Source organism: Rhodopseudomonas sp. (assembly GCF_048594845.1).
Lineage (GTDB): Bacteria > Pseudomonadota > Alphaproteobacteria > Rhizobiales > Xanthobacteraceae > Rhodopseudomonas.
In genome coordinates, this window is the sequence record NZ_JBMDXE010000187.1 from 1 (window position 1) to 8,658 (window position 8,658).

Below are 8,658 nucleotides of genomic sequence, written 5' to 3' on the forward strand. Positions count from 1 at the left end.
AGGAAATCATCCGCTTTGTCGACGCATTGTGCAGTTGCACAATGACGGAGCGGTATTCTCCTAATGTTTGATCTTCCTGTCATATAGCGGTGATTTATAGTCGCTTTATCGGCCTCCAAGACCTCGGGCATGGGGTTTCGCGCCGACAAAGGTGGACCATGACGCGCGGAATTGTCGTTCTGCTCGCGCTGTGCCTCGTCTCGGCCGCAGCGTATTTCACCGCTTCGAAGTGGGCGATCCGTCATCAGACGTTGACCTTCTTCGATACCGTCCGCAATCGTCCGGTCGCGGTCGATATCGCGGTTCGCCGCGACAAGGAGCTGCAGGCCGAAGCAGGCCTGACCGAGTTGCCGGTGGCGATCCTCAACCACGGCAACACCGTCCGCTTCACCGAATATTCCTTCCTCGCGAACCTGTTCGCCGCCCGCGGCTACATGGCGGTGAGTATCCAGCACGATCTCGACAGCGATGCGCCCCTGGTGACAAAAGTCGGCGAACTCTATGTCGGCCGCCTGCCGGTGTATGAGCGCGGCGTCACCAATATCGATTTCGCAGTGAAGCAACTGGAGAAGCTGCAGCCGAATGCCGACTACGAGCATCTGACGATGGTCGGCCATTCCAACGGCGGCGATATCTCGATGTACTACGCCAAGCTCCACCCCGACCGCATCCGCAAGGTGGTGACTCTGGACAATCTGCGGGTGCCGTTCATGATCGACGGCAAGTTCCGGATCCTGTCGTTCCGCTCGCATGATCCGGTGTTCAAGGCCGATCCCGGCGTCGTGCCCGATCAGGCGGTCTGCGACAAAGCAGGCATTACGGTGGTCAACACCGGCTTCCAGCACACCGACATGAGCGACCGGGGCCCTGAAGACGTCAAGGAATCGATCAGCACCGCTCTCGACAAATTCCTCGACAACGACGCTAATCGACCGGCGCCGATCCGGACGCGCAACACCTCTCCGGGCGTGATGGCGCAGGCGCGCTGAGGCGCCACGCCCGCAGCGATGAGGTGAAGCGGCTGCGGCATCGGCGCTCCGGCATTGACCCGTCCGCAGGCGAACGCCAAATAAGCCGCGTTGAACGACGCGAGCTTCGATGCCGAACGATCCGACAACCACCCGACCAAACACCTTGGCGGACACGGCCGATCGGTCGCCGCGTCCGAGCAGTACGTCGGCCGAGATCGCGGCCTTCGTCGCCAAGGCGCGGGCGATGGCGCCCGGGGCGGCTGGCGGGCGCGGTCGTCTCCTGTTCGCGCTCGATGCCACCATGAGCCGCCAGCCGACCTGGGACATGGCCTGCGCACTGCAGGCCGACATGTTTCGTGAGGCCGCGGCGATCGGCAGTCTGGATATCCGGCTCGTCTATTATCGCGGCATGAACGAGTGCCGGGCCAGCGGCTGGATCTCGTCGAGCGACGAACTGGCCCGGCTGATGGGCAAGATCGACTGCCGCGGCGGCCACACCCAGATCGGCCGGGTGCTGGCGGACGCGCGCAAGGAGGCGATCGCTTCCGGTGTGAAGGCGATCGTGTTCGTCGGTGACGCGATGGAGGAATCGGTCGACGAGCTCTGCGCCAGGGCCGGCGAGCTTGGGATGCTCAAGGTGCCGGTGTTCATCTTTCAGGAAGGCGTCGACCCGGAGGCTGAGTCGGCCTTCCGCGAGATCGCGCGGCTGACGGGCGGCGCGTGGTGCCGGTTCGACCCCGGGGCTGCGGCGCAGCTGCGCGAGCTGCTGCGGGCGGCCGCGGCCTATGCGGCGGGCGGCCGTGAGGCGCTGCAGCGGCTGGCGCACCGCGGCGGCGGCGCCGCCTTGCTGTTAGGCCAGATGAAATAGCCGCAGCATCAGGGCCTTACCGAGCGGTGCATTTCGTACGCCGGGCGCCTATATTGATGCCATGCCTACGCTGATTGCCGGCGTGATCGCCGTCTTCGTCCTCTACAGTCTGCTGCAGATGTTTCGCTCGGCGAACCCAGCCGTGCTGGCGCGCGCCCTGAAAGTCTCGGGTGGTATCGTGACGCTTGCGACGGCGCTGTTCATGGGTGTCCGCGGACAGCTGGCCGTGGCCATCCCGCTTGGATTGTTCGGCGCTGGGCTGCTCGGCTGGGCGCCGATGGGCAAGGTTGGTTTGGGCAACCTTGGCGGATTGTTCGGAGGGGGCGGCCAGCGTTCGCGTGGGCAATCGTCCCAGGTTCGCTCGGCGAATCTCGAGATGACGCTCGACCACGAAAGTGGCGCGATGAGCGGCCGCATCCTGACCGGGCCACAAGCCGGACGGTTGCTCGACGAGTTCGATCTGCCCGAACTCGCTGCGTTGATGTCCGGCTTCGACGCCGAGAGCTGTGCGCTACTTGAAAGTTATCTGGACCGCCGGTTTCCCGCCTGGCGTCAGAACGCGGAGGGACGTGCGGCAGGGGGGCAGGGCAGCCAGTCGTTTGGCGGCAAAATGACGACCGAGGAAGCCTATCAGATCCTTGGCCTGAAGCCGGGCGCGAGGTCGGATGAGATCGGGCGTGCTCACCGCACGCTGATGAAGAAACTCCATCCCGATCAAGGGGGGTCGACGTACCTTGCCGCCCGTGTAAACGCGGCCAAGGATACCTTGCTTCGCACGCATCGCAGCTAACTCCGGCAACGCAACTCTACGCTACAAACTGCGAGGGCTTTTCTGATCTCTGAGTGACGCCTGACTGCCCGCCGTTCGGCGTGGCTGTTGTTCCGATTTTTATCGCGCAATGATTGACGAGTGGTTTCAGCCCCGCGCGCTGGCCGTCATCGATCGTCGCGAATGGGCTCGGCGCAAATGAAAACGGCCGGACACAAGGTCCGGCCGTTTTCCTGGGACGCTCGAAAGGCGTGTCAGTTCTTGATCGTGAAGCAGGAGATGTCGGAGCGCTTCAGCTTCTTGCAGACGGCTTCGGCTTCGTCGCGCTCCAGGCCGGCGAAGCGGGCGCGGTAGAGCTTGCGGTCGCCCTTCGACACCACGGTCTCGGTGAAAGGATCGGCCTTGCCGAGCATGCCGCGGGCCTGATCCCGTGCGGCTTCAAGACGCGCCTTGGCTTCGCTCTCGCTCTGCAAGGCCCCAACCTGGATGATCCAGCCGCTGTGCGTGACCGGCTTGATCGCGCCGCTTTGCTGCACGGTGCTCGGAGCCGGTGCGGTCGGCTCGGCCGAGGCCACGGAGGCCATCGCCTGCGCGTTCGACGGCGTCACCCGGGAGGCAGGGAGCACACCGAGGATGCCGTTGCCGGTGCCGTGATTGGCGGGCTGCGGGATCATCTCGGCCTTGGCGATCGCGGCCCCCGAGGTCTCGGCGACCTCGCGGCGCGGCGACGGGATTGCACTGGTAACCGGCGGCGCGGCGACGGCGGAGGCCAGCTTGATCGGCGCCGACTTGACCTGAACCGTCTTGACGCGGACCGGCTTCATCGGCTCGGATGAGCCGGGGCCGGGCACAAGCGCCAGCGGCTTGTCCAGCGAGCCGCTGTTGAATGGGCCGGGCTCGGGTTTTTCGTTGCGGGCGGCTGCGACCGGGACGGAGGGGCGGGGAGTCGGGACGGTAACGCGCGACTCTGTTTCGACCGGTTCGGGGGCAGCCGAGGCGACCTGGATGGCGCCCTGATTCTGCACCGCCGGCGCCGGCTTGGTGTCCGGGGTGGCTTCGGCGACATCGACGTCGGACGACGACGTCGGGCGTTCGCCGATCGCCGCGACAGTGCGGCGGGTGGCGCCCTTCTCGAGGTTTTCGGCCAGCAGGTTGCGCATGATGGCGTCGCGCGAGCTGCCGCTGCGACCGCCCAGCACCACGCCGACCAGGAAGCGATTGCCGCGATGCATCGAGGTGACGAGGTTGAAGCCGGAGGCGCGGGTATAGCCGGTCTTGATGCCGTCGACGCCTTCGACGCTGCCCAGCAGCCGATTGTGGTTTCGGATCGCGTTGCCGCGATAGGTGAAGACGCTGGTTTGGAAATAGCGATAGTAGCGCGGGAAGCGATCCTGAATGGCGCGGCCGAGGATCGACTGGTCACGGGCGGTGGTGACCTGGTCGTCGTTCGGCAGGCCCGAAGCGTTACGATAGACGGTGCGCGACATGCCGAGCGCACGGGCCTTGCGGGTCATCATCCGGGCGAAATCGGTCTCGCTGCCGCCGACCGCTTCCGCGATCACCACGGCGGCATCGTTGGCCGAGCGCGTCACGAGGCCCTTGATAGCGTCTTCAACCCGCAGCGTCTGGCCGGGACGAAGGCCGAGCTTGGTCGGAGCCTGGGACGAGGCGTGTTCCGACACTTCCATTTCGCTGTCGAGCGACATCTTGCCTGCTTCGAGACGCTCGAACAGCAGATAGAGTGTCATGATCTTGGTGAGAGAGGCCGGGTGGCGCAGCGCGTCCGGGTTGGTCGCGGTGAGGGTGGCGCCGGTGTTGCCGTCGACAATAATCGACGCGAAGGCGGGGTTGTAACTGCTGCGTTCGACGTGGTGTCGGGAATGGCGGTGTTTCCGCCGGGCGTCGGCCGTGTCGGTTGTGGCGACGACGGCGACCGAGAGCGTGGCCAGGCCGAGTACGCAAGCTCGCAGAACCCGCGAGCTGACATGGATGTTGCGGTGCATGAACGTCCCCGTCCGATCTTTCATCAATCACCGGGCCGTGAGGCGAAATTATGCCCACCACGGCGGCAGTGCTGTCCGGTTCGGCCTTTAAGTTCAGCCGCCGAAGCCCGACCCGTTTGCCGAGACGATTGGTCGAGATTAAGCGGCTGAGCTGACGCGGCTTTTTCTCAAGGGCGCGAACAATCAGAGGCAGAGGTTAGGAGAGCTGCGTTTCCAAAAGGTTAAGCATCCGTTGCGGCAACCCCCTGGATTTGCCTCGATTCGAGCCAATGCGGGTAGGGGCGCCAACGGGATGCTGCAATGCAACAAGTTTCCGGGCATGCGAATCTCGATTGTTGCCCGCAAATGATACCGTTCGGATGCCGGCGGCCGAGCGCCGAGGCCTTTCAATAGGCCTCAGGCGCGGCCCGACTATTTTGATATCCGCAGCTTGGAAAGCGAACTCCCGATCTGGGCGAACGCGCTGCTGATGCCCGAGGCGGTTGTGGTCGAGAAAAAATTACCGCTATCGGCGCAGTACTTGAGGATCGCCGATTCCGGGTCGCCGGTGGTGTTGACCTGAATGGTGTAGATCACGGTACGCGACGTGTTGGTGGCCGACGCGCGGATGTTGTCGCAGAGGATCTTCTGCCGGGCGTCGATCTGGCCATTGTACTGGACGTTGCCGTTTCCATAGGATGGCCAGCGGTCCTGTGTGTTCAGGCCGTCCGATAACAGGATGATCGCGTCCGTATACTTGTAGTTCGCATCCTTTGCGGGGGTGTTGAGCGGATCGCCGGTCTGCAGCGAGAGCCAGGCCCACGCCAGACCGATCGGCTGGTTTGTGCCGCCGTTTGCCGTCAGTGCATCGATTTTGTTCTTGATCGATGTCGCATCGCTCGCAGCGAACACCGAGGTCATTGGCATGATCTGCGGGGGGCAGATGTCGCCGCCGTTCTGGTAGTAGCCAGCCGCAGGGAATCGGGTTGCGGCGCTGGTCGGCAGCGTCTTTGTGGTGTCGTAGTCTTGGTCGCGGTCGGTGACGCAACCGCTCCACTTGCTGGTGTTGTAGGATGTCCAGCTCCGGCCTGCTGCCTGACAGTCCGTCTTCGTCACATACTTAGTGTAACTGCAGACGCCGCCCGTATCAGACCAAAGATCCCATTTCAGCCAGGTGGCGCTTTTGTTGCTGGCGCCGACATTGACCATCTTGGCGAACGGCACCATGGAAATATAGACGTCGTCGGCCGTCTGAGCGCTGGCGCGCAGGTTGTCGACGAGGTCTTTGGCAGCCGTCTTCATGGCCGGGAGTTTGCCGTCGTAGTCCATCGATCCGGTTACATCGAGCGCCATCGCGACGCGCAGCCGGGTGCCGCCCCAAGTGGCGGTCGAGGTGCTGCCGATCCCCAGCGTGGGGAAGCCGAACAAGTTCATGAAGGCGGTGTTGACGGAACCGTCGCCCTTGAGCAGCACGGTCGATGATCCGGAATTGTCCTTCGCCGTGTAAGTGGCGGAGACGTTGATGCTGCGGGCTTCGGTGTTGTTATAGAGGCTGCTGAAATAGGACTGCGCCTTCGCGGCCACCTGAGCCGAGGTGATGGCTCCGGAGGAGATGTCCTTGGCGAGCATCAGTGCGGCGGAATCAAGAGCGCTTTGCATCGCCGTACGGGCCTTGTTGGCGCGCGAATAGTCGATCGCCGCGCCGACGAAGCCGAGAATCGGCACCAGCGCGATGGCGAAGATGATGGCGACGTTGCCGTCGGTCGAACGCGCGAACCGCTTGGCGACGCTTTCCGACCTGACCTTGACTGGCGACGACATTGAGCACCTGAACCTGAGGAATACACGCGGATGTTGGGTTCTGACGCTGAACGACGGGTAAAACCGATCCGATAAACTCGCTAAATTGCGAGCTAAATGCGCTGGAGCCGCGTCTAGGGTAAATTCCAGGATAGCGGCCCGACGCAAAAAGCCCCGAGTTCGGCAACCTCGCCTTAACCGCGCCGGCCCCGCCGCCGCGTAGCAGTTTGGATCACCTCCGGAATCTCCCCGCTTGCGGGGAAACGTCGATCGACCCATATTTGCGGTACCCGGTCCTGCGTCGGACCGGACCGCCGGGGTGGCGGAGAGCCGGAGCTGAATCGTCGATCACAGTATGTGCGCGTTGCGGTTCCGGTGGGAAGAGTTCCGTGGGGATTCGAATACCTGAGCCATGCTGCAACCAGATCCATCTCTTGAATCCGCCGCCGTGTCCGCATGGCTTTCGAACTCGCCTGCGATGCGCCCGAACTTTCCGGCGCGCGCGGTCTCGCGGGATGCGCATAGGGCGACCTCGTCGGTCGTGACGGCGATGGCCGGCGACGGAAGCCGGTCCGGTAATCCGACGACCTCGGTGATCACCAAGGTCAAGCCGAAGACCAAGCGTCCCAACCTGTACCGCGTGCTCATCCTCAACGACGACTACACGCCGATGGAATTCGTCGTGCACGTTCTGGAGAAATTCTTCCAGATGGATGTCGAGGCCGCCACCAAGGTGATGCTGCATGTTCACCATCACGGCATCGGGGAGTGCGGCGTTTTCACTTACGAGATTGCCGAGACCAAAGTGACGCAGGTGATGGACTTCGCCCGCAAGCACCAGCACCCTCTGCAATGCGTGATGGAAAAGAAGTAGGGGAGTGGATCGCCCAACGGAGAACGGCACCGATCTCGGAATGGGTCTTGCATCGCTGATGACGGCGGGTTTTCCCGGACCTGCTTTGTGCGCTGCTCGGCGGAGAGAGGAACAGGTCTTTCGTCGACGGGTTGTGACACTATATGTCGAAAGGTTGTTGTTGCGCGACGTGGCAGCGGCGATCATGATGAGCGGGGGACACAGAGGACGAGATGCCGACATTTTCGCAAAGCCTTGAACAATCCCTGCACCGCGCGCTCGCCATCGCCAACGAGCGACACCATCAATACGCGACGCTCGAGCATCTCTTGCTCTCACTGGTCGATGATTCAGACGCCGCCGCAGTCATGCGGGCCTGCAGCGTCGATCTCGACAAGCTGCGCGCCAGTCTGGTCAACTACCTGGAAACCGAATTCGAGAACCTCGTCACCGACGGTTCCGAGGACGCGAAGCCGACCGCCGGCTTCCAGCGCGTGATCCAGCGCGCAGTGATCCACGTGCAGTCGTCGGGCCGTGAAGAGGTCACCGGCGCCAACGTGCTGATCGCGATCTTCGCCGAGCGCGAGAGCCATGCCGCGTACTTCCTGCAGGAGCAGGACATGACGCGCTACGACGCGGTCAATTACATCAGCCACGGCATCGCCAAGCGTCCGGGCGTCTCCGAAGCGCGGCCGGTGCGGGGCGTAGACGAGGAGACCGAGACCAAGAGCGGCGAGGACTCCAAGAAGAAGGGCGACGCACTGGAGACCTATTGCGTCAACCTCAACAAGAAGGCGCGCGACGGCAAGATCGACCCGGTGATCGGACGCAACTCCGAGATCAACCGCGCGATCCAGGTGCTGTGCCGCCGCCAGAAGAACAACCCGCTGTTCGTCGGCGAAGCCGGTGTCGGCAAGACCGCGATCGCCGAAGGTCTGGCGAAGCGCATCGTCGACTCGGAAGTGCCCGAAGTGCTCGCGGCTGCTACGGTGTTTTCGCTCGACATGGGTACGCTGCTGGCCGGCACGCGCTATCGTGGTGACTTCGAGGAACGCCTGAAGCAGGTGCTGAAGGAGCTCGAGGCGCATCCGAACGCGATCCTGTTCATCGACGAGATCCACACCGTGATCGGCGCTGGCGCAACCTCCGGCGGCGCGATGGATGCCTCGAATTTGCTCAAGCCTGCACTGGCTTCGGGCAGTATCCGCTGCATGGGCTCGACGACCTACAAGGAGTTCCGCCAGCACTTCGAGAAGGACCGGGCCCTGGTCCGGCGCTTCCAGAAGATCGACGTGAACGAGCCGTCGGTCGAGGACGCGTTCAAGATCCTCAAGGGCCTCAAGCCCTATTTCGAGGACCATCACGACGTGCGCTACACGGTCGACGCCATCAAGTCGGCGGTCGACCTGTCGGCC

8 protein-coding genes are annotated in these 8,658 nt (G+C 63.4%); 6 read left to right on the forward strand and 2 right to left on the reverse strand.

The window, feature by feature from the left end; all coding sequences use genetic code 11:
- Nucleotides 1-158: 158 nt before the first annotated feature.
- The 3 genes from ACOJTD_RS11990 to ACOJTD_RS12000 all read left to right on the forward strand — a co-directional run bounded on the left by ACOJTD_RS11990 (nucleotide 159) and on the right by ACOJTD_RS12000 (nucleotide 2,629).
- Nucleotides 159-989 (forward strand): alpha/beta fold hydrolase, encoded by an 831-nt coding sequence (locus ACOJTD_RS11990; protein WP_420133140.1) that lies wholly within the window; start codon nucleotides 159-161, stop codon nucleotides 987-989.
- Nucleotides 990-1,098: 109 nt separating this feature from the next.
- Nucleotides 1,099-1,839, forward strand: a complete 741-nt coding sequence (locus ACOJTD_RS11995; RefSeq protein WP_420133141.1) for a VWA domain-containing protein — start codon at nucleotides 1,099-1,101, stop codon at nucleotides 1,837-1,839.
- Nucleotides 1,840-1,900: 61 nt separating this feature from the next.
- Nucleotides 1,901-2,629, forward strand: coding sequence for a DnaJ domain-containing protein (locus ACOJTD_RS12000; protein ID WP_420133142.1), 729 nt, complete (start codon nucleotides 1,901-1,903; stop codon nucleotides 2,627-2,629).
- Nucleotides 2,630-2,862: 233 nt separating this feature from the next.
- Here the strand turns inward: ACOJTD_RS12000 and ACOJTD_RS12005 are convergent, their stop codons facing one another.
- Both ACOJTD_RS12005 and ACOJTD_RS12010 read right to left on the reverse strand, forming a co-directional pair.
- Nucleotides 2,863-4,611 (reverse strand): serine hydrolase, encoded by a 1,749-nt coding sequence (locus ACOJTD_RS12005; RefSeq protein ID WP_420133143.1) that lies wholly within the window; start codon nucleotides 4,609-4,611, stop codon nucleotides 2,863-2,865.
- 411 nt (nucleotides 4,612-5,022) lie between these two features.
- Nucleotides 5,023-6,315, reverse strand: a complete 1,293-nt coding sequence (locus ACOJTD_RS12010; protein ID WP_420133144.1) for a pilus assembly protein TadG-related protein — start codon at nucleotides 6,313-6,315, stop codon at nucleotides 5,023-5,025.
- A gap of 7 nt (nucleotides 6,316-6,322) precedes the next feature.
- Here ACOJTD_RS12010 and ACOJTD_RS12015 point away from each other — a divergent pair, with 7 nt between their 5' ends.
- From ACOJTD_RS12015 to ACOJTD_RS12025, 3 genes are all read left to right on the forward strand, one after another.
- Nucleotides 6,323-6,472, forward strand: coding sequence for a hypothetical protein (locus tag ACOJTD_RS12015; RefSeq protein WP_420133145.1), 150 nt, complete (start codon nucleotides 6,323-6,325; stop codon nucleotides 6,470-6,472).
- A gap of 468 nt (nucleotides 6,473-6,940) precedes the next feature.
- A complete protein-coding gene (gene clpS, locus ACOJTD_RS12020) occupies nucleotides 6,941-7,264 on the forward strand; it encodes an ATP-dependent Clp protease adapter ClpS (protein ID WP_420133146.1) in 324 nt (107 codons plus the stop codon).
- A gap of 212 nt (nucleotides 7,265-7,476) precedes the next feature.
- The coding region (locus ACOJTD_RS12025) for an AAA family ATPase (protein WP_420133147.1) at nucleotides 7,477-8,658 on the forward strand (1,182 nt) is incomplete at its 3' end.

Excerpts from the sequence above, each read along its gene's own strand:
- ACOJTD_RS11990 (WP_420133140.1), top strand. The coding sequence starts at position 159 with ATGACGCGCGGAATTGTCGTTCTGCTCGCGCTGTGCCTCGTCTCGGCC.
- ACOJTD_RS11995 (WP_420133141.1), top strand. The coding sequence starts at position 1,099 with ATGCCGAACGATCCGACAACCACCCGACCAAACACCTTGGCGGACACG.
- ACOJTD_RS12000 (WP_420133142.1), top strand. The coding sequence starts at position 1,901 with ATGCCTACGCTGATTGCCGGCGTGATCGCCGTCTTCGTCCTCTACAGT.
- ACOJTD_RS12005 (WP_420133143.1), bottom strand. The coding sequence starts at position 4,611 with ATGCACCGCAACATCCATGTCAGCTCGCGGGTTCTGCGAGCTTGCGTA.
- ACOJTD_RS12015 (WP_420133145.1), top strand. The coding sequence starts at position 6,323 with ATGGCGAAGATGATGGCGACGTTGCCGTCGGTCGAACGCGCGAACCGC.
- clpS (WP_420133146.1), top strand. The coding sequence starts at position 6,941 with ATGGCCGGCGACGGAAGCCGGTCCGGTAATCCGACGACCTCGGTGATC.